This is a genomic window from Paenibacillus dokdonensis (assembly GCF_004916975.1).
In the GTDB taxonomy this organism is placed as follows: domain Bacteria; phylum Bacillota; class Bacilli; order Paenibacillales; family Paenibacillaceae; genus Paenibacillus_AQ; species Paenibacillus_AQ dokdonensis.
The window spans coordinates 3,363,365-3,389,225 of the sequence record NZ_STGQ01000001.1 but is presented as its reverse complement, the minus strand read 5'-3'; the positions used below and the strand labels follow the sequence as shown (position 1 = coordinate 3,389,225).

At 45.5% G+C, this 25,861-nt stretch carries 30 protein-coding genes; 27 read left to right on the top strand and 3 right to left on the bottom strand.

The features are described 5' to 3' along the window. The first annotated feature begins 10 nt into the window (after nucleotides 1-10). From E6W40_RS15640 to E6W40_RS15540, 22 genes are all read left to right on the top strand, one after another. Complete coding sequence (locus E6W40_RS15640; protein WP_136606304.1) at nucleotides 11-418, top strand: Asp23/Gls24 family envelope stress response protein; 408 nt, start codon at nucleotides 11-13, stop codon at nucleotides 416-418. A gap of 114 nt (nucleotides 419-532) precedes the next feature. Next, a complete protein-coding gene (amaP, locus tag E6W40_RS15635; RefSeq protein WP_136606303.1) occupies nucleotides 533-1,072 on the top strand; it encodes an alkaline shock response membrane anchor protein AmaP in 540 nt (179 codons plus the stop codon). Between the two features lie 14 nt (nucleotides 1,073-1,086). Continuing rightward, complete coding sequence (locus E6W40_RS15630) at nucleotides 1,087-1,320, top strand: DUF2273 domain-containing protein (protein ID WP_136606302.1); 234 nt, start codon at nucleotides 1,087-1,089, stop codon at nucleotides 1,318-1,320. Between the two features lie 179 nt (nucleotides 1,321-1,499). After that, nucleotides 1,500-1,952: a transcription antitermination factor NusB gene (gene nusB / locus E6W40_RS15625; protein WP_136606301.1), complete on the top strand. Its 453-nt coding sequence runs from the start codon at nucleotides 1,500-1,502 to the stop codon at nucleotides 1,950-1,952. 69 nt (nucleotides 1,953-2,021) lie between these two features. After that, nucleotides 2,022-2,879 carry a bifunctional methylenetetrahydrofolate dehydrogenase/methenyltetrahydrofolate cyclohydrolase FolD gene (gene folD, locus E6W40_RS15620; RefSeq protein ID WP_136606300.1) on the top strand — a complete coding sequence of 286 codons (858 nt, stop codon included), beginning with the start codon at nucleotides 2,022-2,024 and terminating at the stop codon, nucleotides 2,877-2,879. Nucleotides 2,880-2,894: 15 nt separating this feature from the next. Next, entirely contained in the window at nucleotides 2,895-4,265 is a 1,371-nt protein-coding gene (gene xseA / locus E6W40_RS15615) for an exodeoxyribonuclease VII large subunit (RefSeq protein WP_136606299.1), read from the top strand. Beyond that, the gene (xseB, locus tag E6W40_RS15610) at nucleotides 4,246-4,509 is read left to right on the top strand and encodes an exodeoxyribonuclease VII small subunit (RefSeq protein ID WP_136606298.1); all 264 of its coding nucleotides are present in this window, start codon (nucleotides 4,246-4,248) and stop codon (nucleotides 4,507-4,509) included. The genes xseA and xseB overlap by 20 nt, the downstream gene beginning before the upstream one ends. Next, nucleotides 4,487-5,407, top strand: coding sequence for a polyprenyl synthetase family protein (locus E6W40_RS15605; protein WP_136606297.1), 921 nt, complete (start codon nucleotides 4,487-4,489; stop codon nucleotides 5,405-5,407). The genes xseB and E6W40_RS15605 overlap by 23 nt, the downstream gene beginning before the upstream one ends. 162 nt (nucleotides 5,408-5,569) lie before the next feature. Further along, nucleotides 5,570-7,477, top strand: coding sequence for a 1-deoxy-D-xylulose-5-phosphate synthase (gene dxs / locus E6W40_RS15600; RefSeq protein ID WP_136607025.1), 1,908 nt, complete (start codon nucleotides 5,570-5,572; stop codon nucleotides 7,475-7,477). A 24-nt stretch (nucleotides 7,478-7,501) separates the two neighbouring features. Next, nucleotides 7,502-8,362, top strand: coding sequence for a TlyA family RNA methyltransferase (locus E6W40_RS15595; protein ID WP_136606296.1), 861 nt, complete (start codon nucleotides 7,502-7,504; stop codon nucleotides 8,360-8,362). 214 nt (nucleotides 8,363-8,576) lie between these two features. After that, entirely contained in the window at nucleotides 8,577-9,059 is a 483-nt protein-coding gene (locus tag E6W40_RS15590; RefSeq protein WP_136606295.1) for a hypothetical protein, read from the top strand. Nucleotides 9,060-9,085: 26 nt separating this feature from the next. Further along, complete coding sequence (gene ahrC / locus E6W40_RS15585) at nucleotides 9,086-9,535, top strand: transcriptional regulator AhrC/ArgR (RefSeq protein WP_136606294.1); 450 nt, start codon at nucleotides 9,086-9,088, stop codon at nucleotides 9,533-9,535. A 150-nt stretch (nucleotides 9,536-9,685) separates the two neighbouring features. Next, complete coding sequence (recN, locus tag E6W40_RS15580; protein WP_136606293.1) at nucleotides 9,686-11,422, top strand: DNA repair protein RecN; 1,737 nt, start codon at nucleotides 9,686-9,688, stop codon at nucleotides 11,420-11,422. Nucleotides 11,423-11,527: 105 nt separating this feature from the next. Next, a complete protein-coding gene (spoIVB, locus tag E6W40_RS15575; protein WP_136606292.1) occupies nucleotides 11,528-12,862 on the top strand; it encodes a SpoIVB peptidase in 1,335 nt (444 codons plus the stop codon). Between the two features lie 184 nt (nucleotides 12,863-13,046). Continuing rightward, entirely contained in the window at nucleotides 13,047-13,853 is an 807-nt protein-coding gene (spo0A, locus tag E6W40_RS15570) for a sporulation transcription factor Spo0A (RefSeq protein WP_136606291.1), read from the top strand. A 257-nt stretch (nucleotides 13,854-14,110) separates the two neighbouring features. Continuing rightward, nucleotides 14,111-14,590 carry an RNA polymerase sigma factor gene (locus E6W40_RS15565; RefSeq protein WP_168928946.1) on the top strand — a complete coding sequence of 160 codons (480 nt, stop codon included), beginning with the start codon at nucleotides 14,111-14,113 and terminating at the stop codon, nucleotides 14,588-14,590. Next, on the top strand, nucleotides 14,580-15,596 hold the full coding sequence (locus E6W40_RS15560; RefSeq protein ID WP_168928945.1) for an anti sigma factor C-terminal domain-containing protein: 1,017 nt from the start codon (nucleotides 14,580-14,582) through the stop codon (nucleotides 15,594-15,596). Before E6W40_RS15565 ends, E6W40_RS15560 begins: the two co-directional genes overlap by 11 nt. A 93-nt stretch (nucleotides 15,597-15,689) precedes the next feature. Further along, nucleotides 15,690-15,866: a hypothetical protein gene (locus E6W40_RS29520; RefSeq protein WP_168928944.1), complete on the top strand. Its 177-nt coding sequence runs from the start codon at nucleotides 15,690-15,692 to the stop codon at nucleotides 15,864-15,866. Nucleotides 15,867-15,990: 124 nt separating this feature from the next. Then, nucleotides 15,991-16,500, top strand: a complete 510-nt coding sequence (locus E6W40_RS15555; RefSeq protein ID WP_136606288.1) for a metallophosphoesterase — start codon at nucleotides 15,991-15,993, stop codon at nucleotides 16,498-16,500. A 151-nt stretch (nucleotides 16,501-16,651) separates the two neighbouring features. Continuing rightward, on the top strand, nucleotides 16,652-17,503 hold the full coding sequence (locus E6W40_RS15550) for a stalk domain-containing protein (protein ID WP_136606287.1): 852 nt from the start codon (nucleotides 16,652-16,654) through the stop codon (nucleotides 17,501-17,503). 18 nt (nucleotides 17,504-17,521) lie between these two features. Then, nucleotides 17,522-18,406: a ComEC/Rec2 family competence protein gene (locus E6W40_RS15545; RefSeq protein WP_136606286.1), complete on the top strand. Its 885-nt coding sequence runs from the start codon at nucleotides 17,522-17,524 to the stop codon at nucleotides 18,404-18,406. A gap of 9 nt (nucleotides 18,407-18,415) precedes the next feature. Next, nucleotides 18,416-18,637 (top strand): DUF3006 domain-containing protein, encoded by a 222-nt coding sequence (locus E6W40_RS15540; RefSeq protein ID WP_246073022.1) that lies wholly within the window; start codon nucleotides 18,416-18,418, stop codon nucleotides 18,635-18,637. A gap of 71 nt (nucleotides 18,638-18,708) precedes the next feature. Here the strand turns inward: E6W40_RS15540 and E6W40_RS15535 are convergent, their stop codons facing one another. Then, the gene (locus tag E6W40_RS15535; protein WP_136606284.1) at nucleotides 18,709-19,098 is read right to left on the bottom strand and encodes a cupredoxin domain-containing protein; all 390 of its coding nucleotides are present in this window, start codon (nucleotides 19,096-19,098) and stop codon (nucleotides 18,709-18,711) included. A 750-nt stretch (nucleotides 19,099-19,848) separates the two neighbouring features. On the opposite strand from E6W40_RS15535, the gene E6W40_RS15530 reads away from it, so the two are divergent. The 3 genes from E6W40_RS15530 (at nucleotide 19,849) to E6W40_RS15520 (ending at nucleotide 24,039) form a co-directional block, all read left to right on the top strand. Then, nucleotides 19,849-21,636, top strand: coding sequence for a pyrroloquinoline quinone-dependent dehydrogenase (locus E6W40_RS15530; RefSeq protein WP_136606283.1), 1,788 nt, complete (start codon nucleotides 19,849-19,851; stop codon nucleotides 21,634-21,636). 92 nt (nucleotides 21,637-21,728) lie between these two features. Beyond that, entirely contained in the window at nucleotides 21,729-22,829 is a 1,101-nt protein-coding gene (locus E6W40_RS15525) for a hypothetical protein (RefSeq protein WP_136606282.1), read from the top strand. Nucleotides 22,830-22,944: 115 nt separating this feature from the next. Then, the gene (locus E6W40_RS15520) at nucleotides 22,945-24,039 is read left to right on the top strand and encodes a peptidase associated/transthyretin-like domain-containing protein (protein ID WP_136606281.1); all 1,095 of its coding nucleotides are present in this window, start codon (nucleotides 22,945-22,947) and stop codon (nucleotides 24,037-24,039) included. Between the two features lie 25 nt (nucleotides 24,040-24,064). Here E6W40_RS15520 and E6W40_RS15515 read toward each other — a convergent pair whose 3' ends face one another. Beyond that, complete coding sequence (locus E6W40_RS15515) at nucleotides 24,065-24,655, bottom strand: thymidine kinase (protein WP_136606280.1); 591 nt, start codon at nucleotides 24,653-24,655, stop codon at nucleotides 24,065-24,067. A gap of 185 nt (nucleotides 24,656-24,840) precedes the next feature. Here E6W40_RS15515 and E6W40_RS15510 point away from each other — a divergent pair, with 185 nt between their 5' ends. Beyond that, entirely contained in the window at nucleotides 24,841-25,053 is a 213-nt protein-coding gene (locus tag E6W40_RS15510) for a hypothetical protein (protein WP_136606279.1), read from the top strand. 95 nt (nucleotides 25,054-25,148) lie between these two features. Then, on the top strand, nucleotides 25,149-25,481 hold the full coding sequence (locus tag E6W40_RS15505; protein ID WP_136606278.1) for a hypothetical protein: 333 nt from the start codon (nucleotides 25,149-25,151) through the stop codon (nucleotides 25,479-25,481). A 43-nt stretch (nucleotides 25,482-25,524) separates the two neighbouring features. Here E6W40_RS15505 and E6W40_RS15500 read toward each other — a convergent pair whose 3' ends face one another. After that, nucleotides 25,525-25,827, bottom strand: a complete 303-nt coding sequence (locus tag E6W40_RS15500) for a DUF2627 domain-containing protein (RefSeq protein WP_136606277.1) — start codon at nucleotides 25,825-25,827, stop codon at nucleotides 25,525-25,527. Nucleotides 25,828-25,861 lie beyond the last annotated feature (34 nt).

Below are 25,861 nucleotides of genomic sequence, written 5' to 3'. Positions count from 1 at the left end.
TTGAATCAGAATGAGCACAGTACCGAGTGAGTCTGAACGTACGGATATCGGTGAAATACAGATTGCACCTGAAGTGATTGAGGTTATTGCAGGTCTCGCAACCGTTGAAGTTAAAGGTGTTGCAGGTATGAGTGGCGGCTTTGCAGGCGGTATTGCCGAACTGCTCGGACGCAAGAACTTGTCCAAAGGTGTAAAGGTGGAAGTCGGTCAGCGTGAGGCTGCGGTAGACGTTTCCGTCATTATTGAATATGGACAGCGGCTGCCTGAGGTAGCTACTGAAATCCAGCGCAACGTCAAACGCTCCATCGAAATGATGACCGGCCTGACTGTTATTGAAGTGAACGTGCAAATTCATGATGTTCATTTCAAAAATGCCGAGAGAGTGGATGACATAGATTTCAGTCAACGAGTGAAATAAAGAGTGATTGATATAGAATGAGCTGAAGTTCAGACAATAAACTTTAGTTCAGTCTATCTATAACCCCCGACTTGTGTCGAGGGTTTACTCTAATTTAAGGAGGCTGTGCTATTCGTGGCCAAAATACTGGATAGACTTCTGCTGTTTGTGTACAGCCTAAGTATCGGAGTAATTAGTGTATTTGCCATCCTCCGCATGAGTGATTTGGTTCCGGCACTGGGTGACTATATGGACGGAGCAACACTTCAGATTACGGTTATCGTGGTCGGCGCTGTTTTGTTCTTGCTCAGCATTCGGTTTTTCTATATTTCCATTCGCCGCGAACGGGTTCATATTCATTCGATCGATCAGCGTACGGAATATGGGGACATCCAGATTTCAGTGGAAACGATTGAAAATCTTTGCTTGAAAGCTGCTGCCAGAATTCGTGGAGCCAAGGATTTGAAGGCACGGATTCGCGTGACGGAGGCTGGACTTGAAATTATGATTCGCGCTATTGTCGAAGGAGATGTATCCATTCCTTCCATGACGACCGACATCCAAAAGCAGGTCCATGATTATCTTCAGGAAACAACGGGTATTCCGGTGTCGAATGTGGCCGTATATATAGCCAATATAGCCCAGTCGGCAGCGATTAAGAGTAGAGTGGAATAGAGGTGATCTTCCCAATGCTCTGGAAAGAAATATGGGAGAGTCACAGAGGGCGGATAATCGGCGTTGCCGGCGGAATTTTTTTAGGGTTTATTTATTTGTTTGCAGGTTTTTGGGATATGTTGTTCTTTGCATTGGTTGTGTTCATAGGATATACTGCCGGCAAAAGGAAGGACTTGCGGTTAGGGTCTTTTTTTCGCTGGAGTGAAATGGGGCAGTGGCTTTCCGAGCGCTGGCGTCCTTTTAAATGAACCCGTGATATGCTTTCTCCGGAAAACAGAGCTGCAGCTTCATAATGCCCACTTTCTGGTGAATCGTATCACGGCTTTTTTTTGCGAAAAAGCCATTGATTTGAGAATGATGCAAAAAACCTTATACAGCAATCCATAATAATAAGAATTACACTTATGACTGGTTCAGGAGGAACATAATGAAAAGACGTTTAGCAAGGGAAATCGTCGTGCAAAGCCTTTATCAAATGGAAATGAATGAGGTGGGCAGTGAAGAAGCGGTTAATATGCTGCTGGATGAGGCTGCAGAGGAAAATGATACGGAACGTGTCATCAAGAATGAAATCGAGCTGAAGGCATACGTGCTGGAGCTGGTAAACGGTGTCTGGAGTCACAAGCAAGCCATTGACGGCCTACTCGAAAATTACTTGAAAGGTTGGCAGATCAGCCGTTTGTCGAGAGTCGATCGCCAGATTTTGCGTCTCGCTGCGTTTGAGTTGCTGTATTCTTCGGACGTTCCGGCCAAGGTCGCTGTAAATGAGGCGATTGAGCTTTCCAAGCATTTTGGAACGGATGAATCAGGCAAGTTTGTTAACGGTGTTCTGGGGAACATGTTCCGCGAGCTGGACAAGCTGAAAAGCAATCCTTCATAGGCTTCGTCCGCTTGGCCGTTTTACTTTTCAATCGCTATCGATCAATTCATATACAGGGGAGAGAGTAGAATGACAGCAACCATTATCAGCGGTAAACAGGTATCCGAGGAAATTCGTGGCAATATTGCAATTGAAGTGAAGGAATTGGCAGCCAAAGGCGTTGTGCCTGGTCTGGCTGTCGTTCTTGTGGGAGAAGATCCAGCATCCCAGGTGTATGTCCGGAACAAGGAAAAAGCATGTCATGATCTGGGATACTACTCCGAGGTTCACCGTCTGCCTGCGGAAACAAAGCAAGCTGATCTGCTTGCGCTTGTGGACAAGCTGAATTGCCAGGACAGCATCGACGGGATTTTAGTGCAGCTGCCCCTTCCCGGACATATTGAAGAAAAAGCAGTTATTAATGCCATCGCAGTAGACAAAGATGTGGATGGTTTTCATCCCGTCAATGTGGGGAATTTGGTGATTGGTGATGACAGTCTTCTTCCTTGCACTCCTGCGGGTGTCATTGAGCTAATCAAGCGTGCAGGCATTTCTTTATCAGGCAAGCATGCGGTGGTCATTGGACGAAGCAATATCGTCGGCAAGCCGGTATCTCTGCTGCTTCAACGTGAAAATGCGACAGTAACCATGTGCCATTCGCGTACAGCAAACATGGCTGAGATCGCTCGCCAGGCAGATGTGCTCGTCGTAGCGATCGGAAGAGCTAATTTTATTGACGCCAGCTATGTAAAACCGGGTGCGGTTGTCATTGATGTGGGCATGAATCGCCTTGAAAATGGCAAGCTTGCCGGAGATGTGGATTTTGAAAGCGTCAAGGAAGTGTCCGGTCCCATTACGCCAGTTCCGGGTGGCGTTGGTCCGATGACCATCACCATGCTGATGCAAAATACACTGATTGCGGCAAAACGTCATCACGGGCTTGTGTAAGAGAGGGGTTCTGAGATGGAACCACAACGTATTTTTTCTATTAAGGACTTAAACCGATACATTCGGATGAAGCTGGATTCAGATGCTCTTTTATCTGATGTTTGGATTCGTGGCGAAATATCGAATTTCACCCATCATTCCAGCGGGCATATGTACTTTACGCTCAAGGATGAGGGCAGCCGGATTCGCTCGATCATGTTTGCCTCCCACAATCAACGGCTTCCATTCGTGCCGAAAGAAGGCGCCAAAGTCATCGCGAGAGGTAATGTGACGGTCTATGAGCGCGATGGACAGTACCAATTCTACGCGACTCATATGCAGCCGGATGGTATCGGCAGCCTCTATCTGGCGTTTGAACAGCTGAAAAAGAAGCTGGAGGATGAAGGGCTCTTCGACATTGAGCGAAAAAGACCGATTCCCGAGTTTCCTGAAACGATTGGAGTCATTACTTCGCCAACCGGGGCGGCCGTGAGAGATATCATGATAACGCTCGGACGACGTTACCCACAGGCGAAAATTGTGCTGTACCCGGTTCTGGTACAGGGCAAAGGTGCTGCTCCCTCCATCGTCCGAGCCATCCGTAACATGAACGATATGGATGAAGCGGATGTGTTGATTATCGGACGCGGAGGAGGCTCGCTGGAAGAATTATGGGCATTTAATGAAGAACCGGTCGCCCGAGCGATTCGTTCATCACATATTCCGGTGATATCTGCAGTAGGGCATGAAACGGATTTCACCATCGCTGATTTTGCAGCGGATCTACGGGCTGCGACGCCTACCGCGGCGGCTGAGCTAGCTGTCCCGCATGCGGCGGAGCTGAATGAAAGACTGCAGCAGCGTCAAAGGCTGCTTAAACAACTGCTTCTGCAGCGCGTCAAACGGAGTCGGCAGCAGCTTACTTCGCTTCAGCGTTCTCCGGTGCTTGTGCATCCACGGAGATACATGCTCCAGCATGCTGAGCGGTTAGATATGTTGAAGCAGCGGCTTAGCGGTAGCATGCGTACGAAGCTGAGTCTTAGCCGGGAGAAACAAAGCAGGATCTATCACGGTTTGATGCGGTACAATCCACGTGAGCAGCTCGCTTATGCCAAAAAGCGAAATGAGGTCAGCCGTAAACAGCTGTTATCCCTCATGCAGTCTGTCTTGAAGAATAAACAATCACAGCTGCGTTCTTCGTTGAGACAGCTTGATGCTTTGAGCCCGCTTAAGGTTATGGCACGTGGTTATAGCTTGGTTTACGATGAGCAGGAAAAGAAACTCATTAAATCAATAAATGACGTACAGCCTGGTGATCTGGTGCAAATTAAAATGAGCGACGGTCAGCTTTCTTGCCAGGTGTGGGGAATGAAGGAGGATGGGCAAAATGACGGACAAGGAAAATGAGCTGAAGTTTGAGGACGCAATGATTCAGCTTGAAGACATCGTTGGGGAACTTGAACATGGCGATGTGCCTCTGGAGAAAGCAATCGAGCTTTTTCAGGAAGGAATGAAACTTTCACAGCTCTGCAGTCAAAAGCTGGAGCAGGTGGAGCGTAAAATCGAAATGATCGTGGAAGAAGACGGTGAACTTCGCAAAAAGCCTTTCGGCAGTGAGCTCGATGTAAATGGCGGTGACGTACTTGAGTGAACAGGTCTCCTTCGGACAATATCATCAAAACATCATTGACCAGGTGACCACAAGACTGGAGGAGGGCCTTCCCGGCAGCTGGCAGATACCATCCACACTTCGTGAAGCCATGCAGTATTCGTTGATGGCTGGCGGCAAACGGATGCGCCCGCTACTTGTGATGGCCGCATGTGAGGCCCTGGAAGGAAATATGAATGCTGCGCTTGACGCCGCATGTGCCGTTGAAATGGTGCATACCTATTCCTTGATCCATGACGATCTGCCCGCGATGGATAATGATGATTATCGCCGTGGTAAGCTTACGAATCACAAGGTTTTTGGCGAAGCCACGGCCATTCTGGCGGGTGATGCACTGCTCACGCATGCCTTCTACCTTGTTGCGCAAATGTCCGGGGCTTATGGCATTCCGGCTGAACGGGTGGTAGAGATCACTATGGACCTGTCAGAGTTATCGGGTCCAAGAGGCATGGTGGGTGGTCAGGCAGCGGATATGGAAGGTGAACAGGGTCTGACGGAACTATCGCAGCTGGAATATATTCACCTTCACAAAACGAGTGATCTGATTATGTTTTCACTGCTAGCCGGCGGCAGAATTGCCGGAGCTGATGCAGCGAAGCTGGAAGCACTGCGGATGTTTGGACGCAAGCTTGGCCTGGCCTTTCAAATTCAGGACGATATTCTGGATATCGTCGGTGATGAGTCGAAGCTGGGTAAAAAAACACAAAGCGACATTAAACAGGAAAAGGTAACATATCCCTATTTTATTGGGCTTGAAGCCTCACGGGACGAAGTACTGCGCCTCACGCAAGAAGCTAAGGCAGCGGTTCTCGAAGCGGGCTTTTCCAATCCTTTCCGTTTGCTGGAAATCGCTGACTATCTGATGAATCGGGATCATTAATCGGCATCATTTTATGTTTGCGTAACGTTTTGTGATATAATGACGAAAAGAATCGCTGTTTCTGTAAGGAAAGCGTAACCATATGAATGAAAAGAGGCTTTTACATGGAAGCCGTACTTAATGAAAATATTTTATTCTATCAAGGAAAGCGGGGAGATTGACGTGCTGCTTCCACAAATTAATCAGCCTGATCAAATCAAATCTCTATCGGTTGAAGAGCTCTCTTCTCTGGCGGCAGAAATCCGTCAATTTCTGATTGAGAAGCTGTCTGTGACAGGAGGGCATCTTGCATCAAATTTGGGAGTGGTGGAGCTCACGCTGGCCCTGCATTACTGCTATGACAGCCCACGTGATAAGTTTATTTTTGATGTCGGTCATCAGGCTTATGTGCACAAGATGCTGACCGGCCGGATGGACCAATTTGACACCCTTCGTAAATATAAGGGATTATGCGGTTTTGTAAAAAGAAATGAGAGCGACCATGATGTTTGGGAAGCCGGACACAGCAGCACATCTCTGTCTGCAGCCATGGGTATGGCTCTTGCCCGTGATTTCAAGGGAGAGAAGAATAAGGTCGTAGCTATCATCGGAGATGGTGCTTTGACGGGTGGCATGGCTTTTGAAGCCTTGAATCACATTGGACATGAGCAAAAAGACCTGATGGTCATACTAAATGATAATGAAATGTCCATCGCTCCGAATGTAGGCGCGATGCATAATTATCTGAGCAAAATCCGTTCTGACCGCCATTATCTGCGGGCTAAGGATGAGCTTGAAATACTGCTGAAGAAAATTCCGGCGATCGGCGGCATGCTGGCCAAAACCGGCTCGCGCCTGAAGGACAGCCTAAAATATATGATGGTGCCGGGTGTTCTGTTCGAAGAGCTTGGTTTGACGTACCTCGGACCGGTTGACGGACATGACACTCAAAAGCTGATTGAGACGTTTAAACAAGCCGACAACGTGCGGGGACCGGTTTTTGTTCACGTTCTGACTACCAAAGGCAAAGGCTATAAACCGGCCGAAGCGGATTCCTACAAATGGCATGGTATTTCCCCTTACAAGATTGAATCGGGTAAAGAGCTGAAATCTGTTGGTAATCCGATGTATACGGATGTGTTTGGCAAAACGCTCATTGAGCTTGGAGAACAGGATCCTAGAATTGTAGCCGTTACACCGGCAATGTCGAAAGGCTCGGGTCTGATTCCTTTCAGTGAGGTATTTTCTAGCCGTATGATTGACGTTGGTATTGCGGAACAGCATGCGGCTACGATGTGCGCAGCACTTGCGATGGAAGGCATGAAGCCTGTTTTTGCGGTGTATTCAACATTTATGCAAAGAGCATATGATCAAATCGTGCATGATATTTGCAGGCACAATGCGAACGTTATGTTCGCCATTGACCGTGCAGGCTTTGTTGGTGCGGATGGGGAAACGCATCAGGGCGTTTTTGATGTGGCTTTTATGCGGCATCTTCCGAATATGGTCATGATGATGCCTAAGGATGAAAACGAGCTGCGCCATATGATGAAAACGGCGCTTGATTATGACGATGGCCCGATCGCTTACCGTTATCCGCGGATTAATGGTCTTGGTGTGCCTCTGGATGAGAAGCTTGTACCCATTCCGATAGGTAAGTGGGAAACGGTCCGTGAGGGCGAAGGCTATGCTGTATTGGCGAGTGGCCCTATGGTTCAAGTTGCCCTCGAGGCAGCTGAACAATTGAAACGCGAAGGTATTAATCTGCGTGTCGTAAATGCCCGTTTCTTAAAGCCGCTCGATGAGGATATGCTGGTTGAACTGGCAAACAGTCATACAAATATGATTGTTCTTGAGGAAGTGTGCGAAGCGGGAAGTCTCGGCAGTGCGGTACTGGAATTTTACGCCTCCAAGCATATTTTTGATACAAGAGTTTCCCTGATGGGAGTTCCGGATCGTTTTATTGAACATGGTAGCGTAAAAGAACAACGTGAAGAAACCGGATTGACTGCTGAAGGTGTATGTGCGGAGCTGAAGAAGCTGATGTCGCTGCATACTTTTGGGATGGGTAAGACGGGATTCTCTTCGTAATGGGAAACAGATCAGGAGATAAACATGAATTCGCCAAAAGAACGGATTGATATCCTGCTGGTTGAGCAGGGATTTTATGAAAGCCGCGAAAAGGCCAAGGCAGCCATTATGGCTGGATTGGTCTTGGCAAATGAGGAACGCATTGAAAAAGCAGGAATGAAAATCCCCAGGGAAACGGTCATCCGTGTAAAAGGTGCCGTGCATCCGTACGTCAGCCGCGGAGGATTAAAGCTGGAGAAAGCCATTCGTACCTTTGACATCGATATGGCAGGCAGAACCATGCTGGATATCGGTTCCTCCACGGGTGGTTTTACGGATTGTGCCCTTCAACATGGTGCCGATTATGTTTACGCTATCGATGTAGGCTCGAATCAGCTGGACTGGTCTCTGCGTAATGATGACAGGGTTAATGTGATGGAAAAAACGAATTTCCGCTATATGACACCTGAAGATTTGAAGGGACCTGAACCCAATTTTGCGAGTATTGATGTGTCCTTCATTTCCCTCCGGATTATTCTGCCACCGTTAAAGGCGCTGCTGAAACGTCCGGGGGACGTGGCAGCTCTTATTAAGCCGCAATTCGAAGCAGGCCGGGAAAAGGTCGGCAAATCCGGCGTGGTTCGTGAACCAGCCGTCCACCGGGAAGTACTGATGAACATTCTTTCCTTTGCTCATGACCTTGGATTCGTGCTGAAAGGGTTGACCTTCTCGCCGATTACCGGTGGTGAAGGGAATATTGAATTTTTGGCACACTGGCATTTGCCAGATGAAGATGAATCAGCAGAAGTGGAGTCTTCAGAAGGGTTTGATTCCAAGCTCCAGGCAATCGTTAATGACATTGTGGCTCAAGCCTCGAATACATTTACGGGAAACTCATCCAAGTGATGAGTTTCTTTTCTTTCCAGGCTATTTTTCCGAAGCATACAAAAATGAGTTTGAGGAGAACGTCTGTTTGGGATATAATGTACTTGAAATTATCTTTATGCAGTAATACGTATGGTCCTATAGAAAATAACGTAAGGCGCAAACAAGATGCATCCATGTTAATAAAAAAAGGAATTTCTTCTTTTCCCGCGAATAGAACCATGAGGTGATCGGGATGGGGGAACGGGCGGATTGGCTCGTCATGCTTCTTATTGGATTGCTGTTATTGATCTGGATTGCTAATGGGCTAAGGAATTGGCTATTCAAGCCACTGCCTGCCCGTGTGCCGGAAATGCCTATAAACGAAGAAATACCTGATCATCCGGCCGTAGATATGCTGGAGAGAGCGGGGTATGAAGTATTGGGCGGTAAAATTAAAATCCCCCTTTGGTTTGATGTGGACGGAGAGGATTTTTACAGCCGCTTGTTTATTGATTTTATTGTCAGGAATGATGAAAATACTCTGTATCTGGTCAAAGTTGCCCGAAGCCGGCTCCCCATGGACTGGACGGGAAGCTCGATCAGGGATCGGCTTCTGCCTTATTTTCTGCTCTATCCGGGCTGTGGCGGAGTGCTGTATGTGGATGTGGACAATGATGAGGTTGCATGCATTCATTTTGATTGGGATGAAGAGGACTCTAATGGATATGATGAATAAATATAAGTTTTTTTCAGGAGGTTCTTATGAAAGGTCTAAGACATATTAAAATTCGGGAAATCATTACTCAACAGGAAATTGAAACGCAAGATGAGCTGGTAGAGGCACTGCGTTCTGCTGGCTTTCAGGTAACCCAGGCAACGGTATCGAGAGACATCAAGGAGCTTCTGCTGATCAAAGTGCCGATGGACGACGGAAGATATAAATATTCCCTGCCTACCGACCAGCGTTATAATCCGGTTCAGAAGCTGAAACGTGCGCTTGTGGATAACTTTGTCCATATCGATTACACAAACAATCTGGTTGTTATGAAAGCTTTACCGGGGACGGCTAACGCTATTGCGGTTCTGCTCGATAATATGGAATGGAACCAGATTATGGGAACCATATGCGGTGATGATACGATTCTGATGATCTGCCGGACCAATGAAGACAGTGAAAGTCTGGTTGAGCTAATCATGAGCTATATTTCTTAAGATATCAGAAAGTATAAAATTCGAAGCAAGAGCTTCCTGATATCGCAAGAAAAACAACATCTAAGCGCGGTCTGTCTCCTTAGAGAGTACGTCGATCGACGTTTTTCTTAATATCAGCGATGGGCGCATAAATGGGAGGTGCTTTTTTAGATGCTGATGACATTAAGTATCCGTAATTTGGCCGTGATTGAAGCGGTGGATGTGTCATTTCATGCAGGGTTTCATGTTCTTACCGGGGAAACGGGAGCTGGTAAGTCGATTGTCATTGATGCTTTGGGGCTCATTGCCGGAGGCAGGGGCTCTGCCGATTTGATCCGGTATGGCTGCGATAAAGCCGAGATTGAGGCAATGTTTGAGCTTCATTACAATCATCCCGTATGGATTGCTCTGGAGCAACTCGGTATCAAGGCCGATCCTGAGGAGCATTTAATTATCCGCAGGGAAGTGACGAGTCAAGGGAAAAGCACTTCACGTATCAATGGGCAGCTTGTGAATTTGACGATGCTTCGGGAAATTGGGGAGCAGCTGATTAATATACACGGCCAGCATGAGCATCAGAACCTGATGCGTGCTGACCGTCATTTGCATCTTCTCGATACATACGGTGAGGCCGTCATTGGGCCGGTTAAGAAGCTTTATCAAGAAAAGTATGCGTCGTTCTCCAAGATTGAAAAAGAATATCGTGAACTGATGAGCAACAGCCAAAAGACCTATCAAATGCTGGATCTTTACCGTTTCCAGCTTGAGGAGATTTCCGCTGCTTCCTTAAAGTCCGGTGAGGATGAATGGCTTTTGGAAGAACGGGTCAAGCTATCCCATAGTGAGAAAATGATGGATTCTGTTTCAGGTGCATATGATCTGATCTATGGTCAGCAGGGACTGGGGACGATCAGCACAGCAGTATCCCGGCTTGAGGATGTAGTGCAATACGATGAGAAGGAATTGAAGCCTATTTTGGAGCAGCTCCAATCGGCTTATTACCAGCTTGAGGATGCTGCATTTCAGCTTCGTGATTACCGGGATGAGGTTGAATTCAATCCGGAGCGCTTAGATGAGGTGGAACAGCGGCTTGATCTGATAGCCTCATTGCGACGGAAATATGGGGATAGCGTGGATGAAATTCTCGCGTATTACAATAATGTTTTTCAGGAGACCAATGCCCTGGAAAACAAGGACGAGCGTCTGGAGGAGCTTCAGTCCCGCCGTGATGTGATGCTCGGAGATCTGATCGGGACGGCACAGGAGCTAAGCGAGGCGCGTCAAATGTGCGCCGCAGATCTGGCCGGACAGGTCGAGAGGGAATTGAAGGATCTTCACATGGAAAGAACCTCACTCGAGGTTAGATTAGACCGTATTGAGGATCCCAAAGGTGCCGAAATCAATGGCCGAAAAATCAAACTGACGCGCCAAGGAATTGATACAGCAGAGTTCATGATATCACCCAATCCGGGTGAGCCGCTGCGTCCGCTGAGCAAAATTGCATCGGGTGGCGAGCTCTCCAGAATGATGCTGGCCATGAAAAGCATTTTTGCGAGACATGACCGTATCCCTGTGCTGATTTTTGATGAGGTCGACACAGGCGTGAGCGGCAGAGCGGCGCAGTCCATTGCCGAAAAGCTGGATAAGCTTGCTGAAAACTGTCAGGTCTTCTCCATTACACATTTGCCGCAGGTTGCTTGCATGGCGGATCACCAATATCTGATCGAGAAAAATATTGAGGGTAATCGTACGATGACGCGGGTTGAAGAGCTTTCCGAACGTGGCCGTGTTGAAGAGCTTGCACGTATGCTGGGTGGTGTTGAAATTACCGAAAAGACACTCCATCATGCCCAAGATATGCTGAAGCTGGCGGAGGAACGGAAAGCTGCCAAAACCGCACCAGAGTAATGATTGACAGTAATAAAAGCCTGGGGGCAGGGTAATCTTAAAGGTACGCAATTGGCGACCACCTTTTTCGTCAAGCGAAAGAAGCAAAAGGGAGCGTGACAGCCATTGAACTCCAGCCTCAGGAATAAATTGCTCGGTCTTTTCGTTGTCTTCTTTCTGTGCTTTTTATGTATCACTGCACCTGTGCAAAGCTTTAAGTCCATCCCCAGTGAGATCAAAATGTTCGCTGGCGAAACGAACTCCGTTCAATTGGCCATGCCGGTGGCGGCACAGGCGACGGTGGATCGTCCAGATGTGCTGCAGTTGAATGGATCTGCTTCTCCAACCTATAAAGTCACACGGCAGCATCCGCTGCAGCTGCTCCCCCAGCAGAGCGGCAGTGCCAAGTTAACGCTTAAGCTGTTTGGCAAGATTCCTTTTAAAACTGTACAGATTCATGTGATTCCTGGCCTTAAAGTCATACCTGGAGGACAAACGATTGGTGTGAAGGTGAAATCAGCCGGCATTTTAGTGGTGGGTCACCATTTGGTGCATATTGATCCAACAACCAGAGTTTCCCCCGGAGAAAATGCAGGTATTCAGCTCGGTGATTTAATGACGCATATGAACGGTGAGTCACTTCAGGATATTACCAAAGTGGCTCAGGTTGTAGAGGATGCGGGCAAAGCGAAAAGGCCCCTTGAGATTACTTTTAAACGTGGGGATAAGGTCATGAAGACCAAGTTAACACCGGCTTACGACCAAAGCGAAGGTAAGTGGAGACTGGGCCTGTATATCCGGGATTCTGCTGCAGGAGTGGGGACCCTGACCTTCTATGCCCCTGATCAAGGTGTATATGGAGCTCTGGGGCATGTGATTACCGACATGAATACCCAAACACCTATTACCGTCGGCAGTGGTGAGATCCTTCAGTCCAGCGTTACATCCATTTCTAAATCTCAGGATGGAGAGCCCGGTGAGAAAAGAGCCCACTTTCTGAAGGACAGCAAAATTTTGGGCAGCATTGAGCGAAACACCCATTTCGGTATCTTCGGGAAAATGAAGCATAACCCTGATTACAGCCTTTATAAAGAAGGAATACCTGTTGCTTTTTCTCAAGATGTAAAAGAAGGCCCTGCTGAAATTCTGACGGTTGTGGATGGCCAGCAGGTTGAGAAATTCAAGGTTAATATCGTTCACGTAGCCAAACAGGATACCCCAGCCACCAAAGGCTTGGTGATCCGGATTACAGATCCAAGACTTATCGAAAAAACAGGCGGTATCGTACAAGGGATGAGCGGAAGTCCAATCGTGCAGGATGGAAAGCTAATCGGAGCTGTCACGCATGTGTTTGTGAATGATCCGAAGTCCGGTTATGGCTGTTTTATTGAATGGATGCTTCAGGACTCCGGCGTGATTCCCAATAACACGAAAGATACATCAAATCTTAAGGCCAGCTGAGCCTTAAGATTTTTTGTCGTATTAGCTAGAAATACATAGTATTTTGAATAAAAATATTTATTATAAATCAATATTGAAAAAAAATAAACAAAAATAATTTTCGACAGAAGGAATTTAAATTCGAATGTCGAAAACTATTTCAGACAAAAAAAATTGGATAATGATTCTAAGGAGGAAGCAGCCAGTGCAAAAAATCGAGGTTTTGTTGGCAGATGACAACCGTGAATTCACAAATTTGCTTGCTGAGTACATTACGGAGCAAGAAGATATGATGGTTACGGGAATCGCCTATAATGGCGAGGAAGTACTTAATATGATAAGTGATTCCAGAAAAATTCCGGATGTGCTGATTTTGGACATCATTATGCCGCATCTGGACGGATTGGGTGTTCTTGAGCGCTTGCGTGAAATGAATTTGTCACCACAGCCCAAAATCATTATGCTGACTGCTTTCGGCCAAGAGAACATCACTCAGCGGGCCGTACAGCTTGGAGCTTCTTATTACATTCTTAAGCCGTTTGATATGGAAGTTCTTGCGAGCCGGATTCGTCAGCTTGTAGGACAGCAGAGTGTAACGACTGGAAATCTCAGCATGAGTTCTTCCATCAAGTCCAACGTCGTTCCAATGGCAAAAGGAAAAAATTTGGACGCCAATATCACTTCAATCATACATGAAATCGGTGTTCCAGCGCATATTAAAGGATATCAATATTTGCGCGAGGCGATCACCATGGTGTACAACAATATTGAAATATTGGGTGCCATCACCAAAACGCTGTATCCCGCCATCGCCGAAAAATTCAAAACGACGCCTTCCCGCGTGGAACGCGCCATCCGTCATGCGATTGAAGTAGCATGGACGCGCGGCAACATCGATTCCATCAGCCACCTGTTTGGCTACACCATCAACATCAGCAAGTCCAAGCCCACCAATAGCGAGTTCATCGCGATGGTCGCAGACAAGCTGAGAATCGAGCATAAGGTTAGTTGAAAGGGTTAGGGGCATTGAACGAGCAAACGTATTTTATGTAAATCAATGCAAGCTTTTTATGATAAGCTTGTCTAAGACCGCTGTTGATTGGGTTTCGTGGAAATCCAATGAACGGCGGTTTTTTGCGTTGTGCTGAAATCAGAAGAACCGGCTATTTTTGTTCAACATTTTTGTTTTCTTGTATACATAGGAGTCTTTTTCTTCGTTATGTCAGTAGAAAGGAGCGGGCAATCATCGATGAGGCATTAATCAAACAATTGATCCAAAGGGGAAATGTCATCAAGCGTTATTTAATCCGGATCGGCGCGCGTTCGCCTGATGCTGAAGAAATCGTACAGGATACCCTGATGCAGGGTATCGCGCATGTGGAAGCAATCGATCCGGCCAAATTCATGTCTTGGCTTTTTAAGGTGGCCACCCATAAATACTATGATCTATACAGGAAAGAAGCAAGAAGAGGAAAGACGGTTTCGATCGAATCGGTGTCCCTGCAGGATGAACATTCCCCGGAAAGCGAGTATTTAAGACAGGAGAAGAGTCTGGAGGTCAGGGCACTTCTGAATCAGATACCGCATAAATACAAGCAGCTGCTCATTTTGAAGTACGAAATGGGTTTGTCCTATGAGGAAATAGGCAGTTTGATGAATTTGAAGGCCGAGCGGATTAAGACGGAATTATATCGGGCACGAAAAACGTTCAAAAAGATCTATGAAGGAGAATACGGATATGAACCATGACTTTTCAGATGAACTGGATGAGCTTGGAAAGCTCGGAGAGAGTGAAGAGAAGGATTTTCACAAGCTGCTGAAAAAAACGAAAAGAAAAACGATGCTGCGGAACGTGATCATTTCAGTCTTATGCACGGTTTTGGTTGGGCTGGGCTTGCTCATTGCAAACCGGGTACTGTTATCTCACAGCTTGAATGCCGCTTATAACGACATGTATCATTACAAACAAATTTCGGATCCCAATGTGAATCTCGGCAATATTCAATCCGTGGACGGCATCTGGAGCGGAACGGCGGAATTCCAAACCTATAAAATCATCGAGGGCATTCCGCTTCCCTGGTCGGAGAAGAATATCCAATACAATGTTTTGAACCATTTTTCGTTGTATAATGGCGGGTACTCTCCACTGAGCGTCACGGATCCGAAGATGGTAGAGCAAGGCATGAATTTCGCCAGATCCTATAACATGCAAAATGGGCAAAGAGAGCTGCTGTTCTACCATCCGTCGGTTCATTATACCAAAATGCTGAAAGAGGTCACCGAGCTGGGTCAGATCGACCCTGAAAAAAGGGTAGAGCTGGCCATTTCCTTCGACCGCAGTTACACTTCCGGAGAAATCCGTGCCATGCTGCCTGCTGGTGTTCATGCCAGATGGTTCTGGGTCGATACGTATTCTGCCCATTATGTGAAGTATTTAGGAAATGTTCCTTATCTTCCGATATCCGGCAGCAATGTGTTTGGTTACTCTGCCTATGCCGATCAGGAGGACAAGTTTGAGAACAACGAGGAAAAGTTCATTGAATTCATTCACGCCGGTCTCAAGATGAAAGGAAACTATGATTTTGAATATCACCAGATTTTCGATAAATTAAGAGGCGACAAAACCGAGCCGACAAAAGGCGATGTGCATAACATTGGTGTTGTCGTTACGGGAAGCCCGGAATCATTGCAAGCTTTACAGGCGAAGAGGTATGTTCGCGCAGCTGTATTGGGAGCCATTGTTGATAAGTATTGATTCTGGATTGAAGTTGCATCTGTTTTTCATAAGAACATGGATATATGTTAAACTACTCCTATCTAGATTGTTTCATGGGGGTTAGGAGATTCAATGTCAGAAGAAAAGATTGTTGGTTATAAAGTAAAGTTTAATATAGGGAAAAGATTTCGGATGAAGGTATATATGACCAAAGATTATTATGATATATGGAAGAATCTCCGAGATGCGGCTATTAAGGATGTATGGGTAGAAGAGGTTGAATTAGAACAAAGTTATTTTATCAGTTGAACAGCAGGAAGCATCATCTTTATCCGTAAAGATGATGCTTTTTTATATACTTATTCCATAAAATTTGAAAAAAGTGAAAGAGTCTAGGTTATAATTGGATATATAATAAGGGAGGAAATGGAAAATGAGTCGTGTATTTGTGATTTCTGACCATCATTTTGGTCATCAGAAAATTATTGATTTTGAATCCAGGCCATTCCAAAATGCCGAAGAGATGGACGAGTATATGATTAAGCAGTGGAATACCGTAGTATCCAGAGAGGACAAGGTATTTCATCTCGGCGATTTTTCCTTTTATAATAAAGAAAAAACGCAGGCTATTGTTGAGCGATTAAACGGGAACAAGTTTCTGATCCTGGGAAACCATGACCGTGGACGAAGCAAGGCATGGTGGCTGGATGCCGGTTTTAATGAAGTAAGTGAATACCCGATTGTGTTCCAGTCTTTTTTCATATTATCCCATGAACCGATGTATATGAATAAACATATGCCCTACGTGAATATTCACGGTCATATTCATAGTCAGAAATACGAGGGACAGCATTATTTCAATGCCAGTGTGGAGCTATGGGACTACAAACCTGTTTCTTTTGAAGAGATCAAGAGCAGCTTGGTCGCAAACGAGGAGCAGTAAAACATAGAGCACGTGAAGACAAGCGCAGCGGCCAACTGGTAAAGGTTACAAACTTTTGGCTGGATAAGCTTCCCCAAAAAACATAGTATGGATATAGGGTAGCAGCTTTTACACAAAAGCTGTGCTATGCGATGAAGAGAGGAGCTTCACGTTGACTTTTAAAAAATGGATGATCGCTGCTTCGGCGGCCGCTGTCGTTTTGTTATCCGGTACATCAATTATGGCCTTGGCAAAGGCCAATCCTATAAAAATCATGCTAAATGGCACAGAGCTTGTAACTGCGAAAGCAGCTCAAAAGGTGGACGGGATCGTCATGCTCCCGTTAAAAGAACTGGGTCAATTGTTTGGGAAGAAAGTATCCTATGACGAGAAAAGCAATACCGTTTCGGTAGACAAAATTTCGGGAGTTACGATAGGCGAATCCGAGGATAAAACCGTTCATATTACAGGTAACAAGACTGAAACGGGAACCTTTGACCAACTTCAAATCCAGACTTCTGTATTTAGCCGCAGTATACCTGGATACAATGTAACGAATCCCTCTTACGCACCGTTCATTATTACTCAAGATTTGGATGGAGATGGTCAAAAGGAAATCGTTATTATTCTGACCACCGGGTACGGTACCGGAGTTTACCAGTCCAATGTTCTTGTGTATACTGCGGAGGGAGACTTGATTCCTGTTGAAGATGCCAATACGGCGTTTCTGAAACAGTTTAGTGGCAGTTATACCGCGAAAGGGCTTGAAATAACGCTTCAAGCGAATCATTATACAATTCCCTCGGAGCTTATGATGACTGAAAAAGAATATCTTGGCGATAAGCCGGGCATCGGCGGTATAATGCGGTATACTGTAGAGGATGGAGTATTAACCGCTACAACTGCAGTTCAGGTTTCTCCTTCGGAATTTGTGGGTGATATAAATCTGAAATATTCTTTTAAAAATGGCTTGTTCCAAGCCGAAAATGCAACCTTTGAATTATATCCAGAATATCGTTCTTAAACGCGTGAAAGGAAGTATATGAAAACATCTAAGAGTACATACACAATGATTATTTCCATGCTTGCGGCAATATGTATATTCACTTTTTCAGGCTGCAGCATAGGAAGTATCCCGGATACCGGAAAATCGGATTCAGTGGACGGAAAGAAGTTAAAGGTATATTTTCTGGATGTGGGGCAGGGTGCTTCACAGCTTTTGGTCACTCCTTCTGGGAAAACAATGCTGATCGATGCAGGCAATAATGACAAGGAACAAACGATGCTGGATTACATGAAAAAATACCATATATCCAAGCTTGATGTTGTCATTGGAACGCATCCCGATGCGGACCATATCGGAGGTCTGGATAAGGTTATTGACCATATCCCGGTTACAACCATCTATATGCCCAAGGTGCAATCCAATACGAAAACTTTTGAATCCCTGTTGAAGTCGATTAAGAACAAAGGACTCAAAGTCAAGACGGCCAAAGCAGGTTTGTCCTGGGATCTGGATGATCAGGTGCATGTGGAAATGGTTGCTCCAAAGGGTACTTACGAGGATACGAATAATATGAGCGCAGTGGTGAAGGTTACCTATGGCAAAAATTCATTTCTGCTGACAGGTGATGCTGAAGCTGAAAGTGAAAAAGCAATGCTCGCTTCGGGTGCGGATTTGCAGGCAGATGTCATGCTGGTGGGCCATCATGGCTCCAACTCATCCACAACCTTAAAGTTTTTGAAGACGGTAAATCCGAAATATGCAGTTATTCAGGTAGGTAAAGATAATACCTATGGTCATCCCAAAAGTGCGGTGTTAAGCCGTTTGCAGAAGCAGGGAGTCGAGGTTTACCGTAATGACAAACAGGGTACCATTGAAATTACATCGGACGGGAATTCACTTCATATTGTCACAGAAAGGTGAGTGGCTCATGTGAAAGGCCATAAAGGATATGTTGAAGGATTCGAAGAAGAGTACTGCAAGATTGAAATTGACGGAAGCGTAGAAAACATTCCGAAAATCAATGTTGCTTCCCATGTGAAGCGGGGCGATGTTGTGGAGTGGAATGGAGATAAGTGGCTCCCTAACCCCGAACTAACGCGTACACGCAGCGAAGAAATCAAAAAAATGATGGATGATGTGTGGGAAGATTAAAAAAACTCTTCAACTTTTACAAAGTTGAAGAGTTTTTTGCTTAAATGAAAGATATATGACAAATAAATAGATTATTCCTCTACGATCAATTTACCGGTCATGTTATCATGACCAGCACCGCACATTACGGAGCAATCAAAGTCAAAGCTACCGGCTTTGTCAGCTGTAAATTCGGCTGTGCCATCTTTTTGCAGGTTCACATTGTACTCAGGAATTTCCAGACCATGTGCACCTTCTGTGTTTTTGAAAGTCAACTTCACTTTGTCGCCTTTTTTCACTTTGATTTCGGATGGTGTGAACTCAAAGCTTTTTGCGTTTACAGTGATTTCTTTTGTAGCTCCGCCTGCGGTAGATGAAGAATCAGATGCACTGCTGGAACTGGAATCATCGTTGCCGCATGCAGCAAGAACGGTTGCAGAAAGAGCAGCGACAGCGATCAGAGAAAATAATTTCTTTTTCATTTCTATGTGCCTCCCCTTTTTATCTATGTGGCTAAGTTGATTAACCATTACAAAACACGAGTTTACGCTTTTCGTATGTCAGTGTCAACATAAAATTAATTTGAATATGCAGAATCAAGATGATATTTAGTGATTAATAGAACGTAAAGAAATGTTATTTGAATGTTCAAACAATCGAGAAATCCATGACAATAATCATATGACAAAAATGTAATATGAACAAATATTGACGAAATTGTTAACGAGGAGTATGCTACTTAACGTTTGGTAGCATTATTTGTAATTTTATTAACATTGCTTACTTTAGTTTGCAACGGAAAGAAAAGGGGTAATGAAAAGCAGATTCCTTTATTGGATACAGCCTGAACAGATATTTAATGAACCGATGCATTAGTGCAAATCCAAGGACGATATCGATAAATAACGGAAACCCCATCTGCTTATTCCATGTAAGACGTTTGTAAGGTGTGAAAAAGAAAGTCGCTTGATGAACATAGCAAACATCGGAGCTGTGCGTCTATCATGCATCTGGGAAAGTCACTGCGTGGTCTTCAAATAAGTAGATCAATATAAACCGCTGAATTTCAAATTGCATGCGATTTCAAGCCAGACATTTGGCCAAGATGATCACCCATACATAATATTGTTTGGGCTCCTTTGCATGTGTTTGAATAAAGTGTTGAAATGATGCTGCTATATTGTAGGCTTCAAGGTAATTAGCAATTATATTAATTATTAGGGGGCATTTTTGTGAAACATCAAATGAAATTAGCTAGTGCTATCATCGCTGCAACGATGTTGCTGTCTGCTTGCGGAACCGCTGCGGATGATAAAAAGGCGGATGACACGAAATCACAAACCGATTCGACTGCAAAAACAGATTCCAACACCAGCACGGACTCGAAGGACAGCGCTTATGGAATTACTTCCAAACTGGGGGATGCGACTGAAGGAAACAAAAAGTTTGAAAACTATCCGACATGGGGTTATGATCTCGGCAATACACGCCATGTTCCATACAAAGGGATTACAGCGGACAATGCCAAGGATCTTGGCGTTATCTGGTCTGCAGATTTCAAGAAAATTGACAGTTCCATTTTGAACGGTAACCAAAGTTATCCTGTTGTAGCTGACGGCGTGGTATATGTATCGGTCAGCGGCAGCCAGGTGTTCGCATTTGACGCGCTTAGCGGCAAGCAATTATGGCATTGGAAACCTGACGAAGCTCAAGCGGCTAATTTCAAAAAAGCGGGCATTGTTGCAAACCGTGGTGTGGCGGTAGCGGAAGGTAAAGTATTCATGCTGACTATCGACAACAATGTCGTTGCACTGGATCAAAAAACAGGCAAGCTGATTAAAATGGAGCCAATTTCTAATACGATGCCTGAAGTAACTCTTGCAAACGGCTACTATGAAACAACAGCTCCAATTTACTATAAAGGTAACATCTACATCGGCAGCAGCGGTGGCGATAACGGCGCACGTGGTTTCGTTATGGCTTACAAAGCCAGTGACCTGACTCCTGCTTGGGATTCCCCATTCTGGACAGTACCACCTAAGGGCCAAGATTGGCTCGCAGGCAACAAATACCAAGGTGGCGGCGCAGTATGGTGCCCTGTAACCATCGATGAAGAAACCGGAATCATGTACTTCGCCGTAGGTAACCCGGCTCCTGACTTTTATGGTGAGGATCGTCCAGGTGCGAATCCATACACTGACTCTGTTGTTGCTGTTGATGCAGCTTCGGGCAAATTGAAATGGGCTAAGCAAGAAATCAGCCATGATCTTTGGGACTATGACGCAGCTGCTTCTCCAATGCTGATGAATGCAACGGTGAACGGCAAACAGCAAAAGGTTGTTGTTGAAGGCGGTAAATCCGGTCAATGGTGGGCATGGGATGCTGCAACAGGCAAAGTTATCTATGACGGCGTACCTTTTGCAAAAATCGACCATCCAAAACCAACTCCTGAAGGCGTTCTGGTATACCCAGGTACACTTGGCGGCGAAAACTATGCACCAGAAACCTATGATCCAGAATCCAACTTTGTTCTGATCCCTGGTATCGAAGCACCAAATGTTCTTAAATCCGCAAAATCAACGGATGAAGCGTACAATGATGCTTACGTTGGAGCCAAAGCTTTTGGTACATCCATGGGGGCAGCTCCAGATAATATCAAATCCTATGGTACAGTTACCGCAATTGACATGAACACAGGTAAAGTGGCATACCAAAACAAAACCACCGATATGATGAGAGGCGGCTTTACTAGCAATAGCGCCGGTCTTGCTTTCTATGGTGAACTTGACGGTAAAATGAACGCGATGGATATCAAAACGGGTAAGCTCGTATGGACCTTCCAAACAACGGGTGACAATATCGGTGCTGCACCTTCCTTCTTTACTGTAGACGGCAAGGATTACTTTGTTCAAACGACAGGTGGTTCCAAACCGCAAATTATGGTCTTTGGTCTTGGCGGAGATAAAACGCAAGGTCATGAAGGCAGTGCTGACGACAGCAGCGCACACTCCAAGAAATAATCTGTTGGTATAAACACACTGGGCAGGTTGTGGGCATTTGACAGCCTGTCCTTGTGTACTTTTAGGATCAGTTAGGAAGGGAGCCGAAAAGAATGCGTAAAATATCCCAACTATCCATTTTGGGAGTGCTTGCCGTTTCACTAGTGGGTTGCGGCAGCGGTAAAGAAGCTGCTGATGCAAAGTTGAATGTTGACCAGACATCCTTTCCAGTCAAACAATGGAGTATGGATTATTCTCATACGAAACCTGTAAAAGGCAAGCTGATGATCGGTGACAAGCCGGTTGAAAACGCGGAAGTGAGGGTTGGTAACAATAATCACACTGTGATAACAGATAAAGACGGCTCATTTGAAATGCTGGTTGATCAAAGCTTGATTTCAACGGTGAACATTAAGGTAACATCAATCGATAAAGCTAAAGTCGATGGTAAGGATATCGATAAGAAGGAATCGGAGAAGCTGCTGAATGCAGAAACACCCCTCCAAGTGTACTATCCGCTAAAGGTGCAGAATACGAGCGTGAATGCCACAGATTCCAGCAAGGTTGATGTTCACATCAAAGCAGAGATGAAGAACGGCGAACAATGGCCGGTCGTTCATGAGGATAAATATAGCATTCATGGAATCGTAAAAAATGCGGATAACAAGCCGGCTGAAAATGCAGTGGTATGGATCACGCGTGACGGCGGCGAAGGCTTTGCGAAGTCCACACCGACAGATAAAGACGGAAAATACAGCATGTACTATATTCCGGAGGATGATGAAGAAATCAATCTGGAAGTAGGCTACAAGGGGGTTAAATATACTTTGCCTCCGAATAAAGTGTATTTCTTCCCGGATGAAACGAGTATCGAAACCAATATCACTTTGCCAAAAGACGGAACTTACATTAAGGATGAGCCGCCAACTCTGGTCAGTAAAGAGGCTCCAGGTGCACTGTATACCGGTATTATGGTTGGCTTGGATGTAGGCGATGATGTGAAGTATCAGGTGACAATACCAGATGAGAAGGGTGAATTCATCCTGACCCTACCGAAAGAAGCATGGGAAAAGTCACCGACTTTCTATGAAACTAACTTCAGCCGGTTTATCGAGAAAGAAATCAAGCCAGGCGATACGATGTCATCGGACCAGCTGCAAAAGCCAGCTGCCAAAGATCCGACGCATATTAAGGCTGAAACCCCAAAATCTTAAAGAAATCAAAACCTAGAGAACCTATAGAAAGGCAGGGAACATTATCCCTGTCTTTCTTGCTAGATTCGGTATTTAAAAACTCAAACCAAATCTCATTTACAAAGTGAAGAGGGACATGAAAAAAACTGGAATACTTATGCTCATTGTGCTGATGATGCTCTTTGGATGCAGTGCTAATGAAAAGGAACATCATGGCGAAATCAAGCTTATGAATACAGAACTACCTGTCAAGGCCTGGCAAATGGATAACTCACATATGACCACCATTCATGGACAAGTACTTATGGATGGAAAACCAGTGACCCATGCGCTAGTTGCCGTATCAACCATTAAAACCGTGAGAACAAACGGTGATGGAGATTTTTCTGTATTATTGGATCAAAGCCAGCCGCTCAAGGTTCCGGTGCATATTCAATCGCTGAAAGAAGCCACTGTCTCTGGTAAACCGATGAACAAAGTTATGCAGTCTACATTAATGAAGGAACAAGCAGAGCTGCAAATTGCCTATCCGATTAAAGTACATCAAGTCAATATCTCTGCAGCTGATCCGGATCAAGTTGAAATCCACGCCCAGGCACAGCTGGAAATGAAAACCTTCTTTCCGGCGCTGATGTTTGACAGGTACGGATGGTACGGCATAATCAAGGACAGTAACGGCAAGCCGGTTTCAGGTGCTGTCGTGGAGCTTTTGGGAGACGATAAGTCGGAGCCCTTGACTGCTTCAGAGCCTTCAGGCAAGGAGGGGGATTATCTCATAGAAGCTATTCCCCAAAATATTCAAGCGGTCAGTCTGCAAGTGAAAATGGATGAAAAGACGTATGAGCTGCAAAAAGATGTCTATATCCCTATTCCGCATCAGACGAGTTTGGAGACAGACATTACCCTGCAAGGAACGATGATAGAGGGCAATACAGATATGCTGCAAATGAAATTGCTTCCAGGTGCCGTCTACCAGGGGATCATGATTGGTGTCCGTTCCGGGTCACCGGTAGATTATACTTCGACTGTCCCGACGAGGGATGGTTCGTTCATACTTACGATGCCGAAGAAGGTGTGGGAAGAAAAGCCCTTTTTATACGAAACAAAAATCAGAATATTCAGGCAAAATCCTATCCAAGCAAGAGAAGTCATACCTTCGGAGTTCATTCCGGCAGCACGGAATTACGAACCTGATCATATACAGGCACAGCAAAAAAGCTCTTCGAAATGAAGAGCTTTTCGTTATTCTATTGATCTTATTGAACTTTGTGGGGAGGAACAAAGCAGTTCCGGCAGCGAGGTTCATAATCATCAGAATCGCCGATCAGTATGATCGAGCCGTGCGGGGCGGGTTTACCGTTGACAATCCGCTGCGTAAAGACAGCCTCGGGGCTGCCGCAAACCGCGCAAAAAGCGGTCAGCTGCTGAATATCATCCGCCATAGCAAGCAGTCCGCCGATAAATCCAAACTCTTTGCCTCTGTAATCCAGATTCAAGCCGTCTACGATGACATGCTTGCCGCGGTACGCCAGCTCTTCAACAATTCCGAGGATCGGTTTGTTAAAGAATTGCACCTCATCGAAAGCAACCACATCTGCATCGGCTGTTTCGCTGATAATTTTAGCCGTAAGCTCATCAGTGAGATGTTTCGGGATGGAAATGGCCGGCAGTCTGTAACCGATACGGCTGACGATTTCATCCTTCGCATAACGCTGATCCTCAGCTGGCTTGTAAGCAACCAGCTTTTTCCGTCCGTATTGAACCAGCTTTTGGCATCTGCGGATCAGTTCTCCTGATTTTTCACTAAACATGGGTCCCGTAATTACGGTAATCCGTCCTCTATTCACTTTTATGCTCCTTTCCCACTTGAAGCAGGTCTTTCATAGGATGAAGAATCACGAAAAATGGCGACTTTTATAGAGTACCATAATCTGTTGGGAGTGGCTATAGACTTTTGCGGACTGGCGTGTTCAGGGTAGAAAGTGGTAAGGTTAGAGAAGGAAAGTCTAAGTGATTACGGAGGAATGCAATCATGCTTGAGAAGATTGAACAGTATAAAGAAAGAATATCCGGCATGTCGAAAGACATTGAGCAAGTACCGGAAGTAAAAGCGCTTCTGGATGAAATGCTGGAGGACTTAGGTACTTCAATCCAGCAGAATCATGCTTTACGCAGAACGATTTTGAAAAGCACAAATAAGGGGTCGAGAATGTCGACCAAGCTGAAGGATGCTTTGTACGAATAAAGGGTGCAGCGGTTATTTTCTGATTAAGATACACCAATTTCACTCTGCCGTTATATCCTGTAAAAGGAGTACATCAGATATGGCGGGGTGATGAAGTGGGCCGTTCCAGAAAGAAGCCGCAGCGTAATTACAATGCTTCTCCCAAAAAGAAGCCGCTTCGATCTTCAGCATTGGCGGTGGAATTAAGCCCCCAGCAGATTGCCGTTATAGGCGCTCTCCTGTCCGGCTTTTTTGTCGTGGAGTCCGTGCTTTACAATCGAAATAACGAGTTGAAAGTGATTTTGACCAGCAATACACTAACTTCGCTGCCGGTTTTAGGTAATAAGGAAAGAGAAGAGCAAGAAGATGTGGCTCTGGATGTCATCGCAAGCGGACCGGATTTTAACACTCATATAACGACCTTGTCTCAACCAACCCGTAAAATCTAAAAGACCCCACCACAAATGAACATGCGGCGGGGTTTTGTTGTGCTTATGAAGTTGGCTGTGCGGGAGGCTTGGGTTTCCGCTTTTCCTTGAACCTTGGTCCGACATAATTCCGTTTGCGGTCCCGGTACAATATCCATCCGCCAAGAAAGCTCATGCCGATCAGGAACAACAGTAAGCCGAGTATGAAATGGCCCCATCCAAAAGTTGGATTGGATATGCTCGCATCACCATGAACCGAGTAGAACGCGAATACGGCGTCTTTCATAAATAAAAAACCTGTCATGGCCATCAGTCCAGGCACAACAAGAATAAGAATGGCAATGAATCGGGAAATCATTAATTTCATATGGAAAATCCCTTCCTGTCGTTCTTTTTAGCTT